This window comes from Faecalibacterium sp. DFI.5.82 (assembly GCF_029076575.1).
Taxonomy (GTDB): Bacteria; Bacillota; Clostridia; order Oscillospirales; family Ruminococcaceae; genus Faecalibacterium; species Faecalibacterium duncaniae.
Window position 1 is genome coordinate 1 of sequence record NZ_JARFIS010001008.1, and the last position, 292, is coordinate 292.

The window sequence follows — 292 nt, forward strand, 5'->3', positions numbered from 1 at the left end:
CTTTGTTTCGCAGTTATTATTCAGTTTTCAAGGTACGTCTTTGAGTGTCCTTTTCAGGGCCCTCAAAATCGAACAATATCAATAATCGGGCTTGGTGGTAAAGAAATACTGCCCGATGAAGCTGTAAGCCACAAAAGCCGCTGCAATGCCGATCAGGAGGACCCACTTGAGGTTATAATCCCTTCGCTGCCTGCCTGCACGAAACGGAAGATGTTATCGATGAACAGCAGCACGTCCTTGTGGGTCTCCTCACGGAAGTACTCTGCCATGGTCAGGCCTGTCTCGGCGACCC

Annotated in this window: 1 pseudogene; it reads right to left on the reverse strand. The window is 49.7% G+C overall.

Going from position 1 to position 292, the window contains the following annotated elements:
- Positions 1-182 precede the first annotated feature (182 nt).
- A pseudogene (locus P0G09_RS19900) lies at positions 183-292 on the reverse strand (hypothetical protein); the annotation flags it as partial.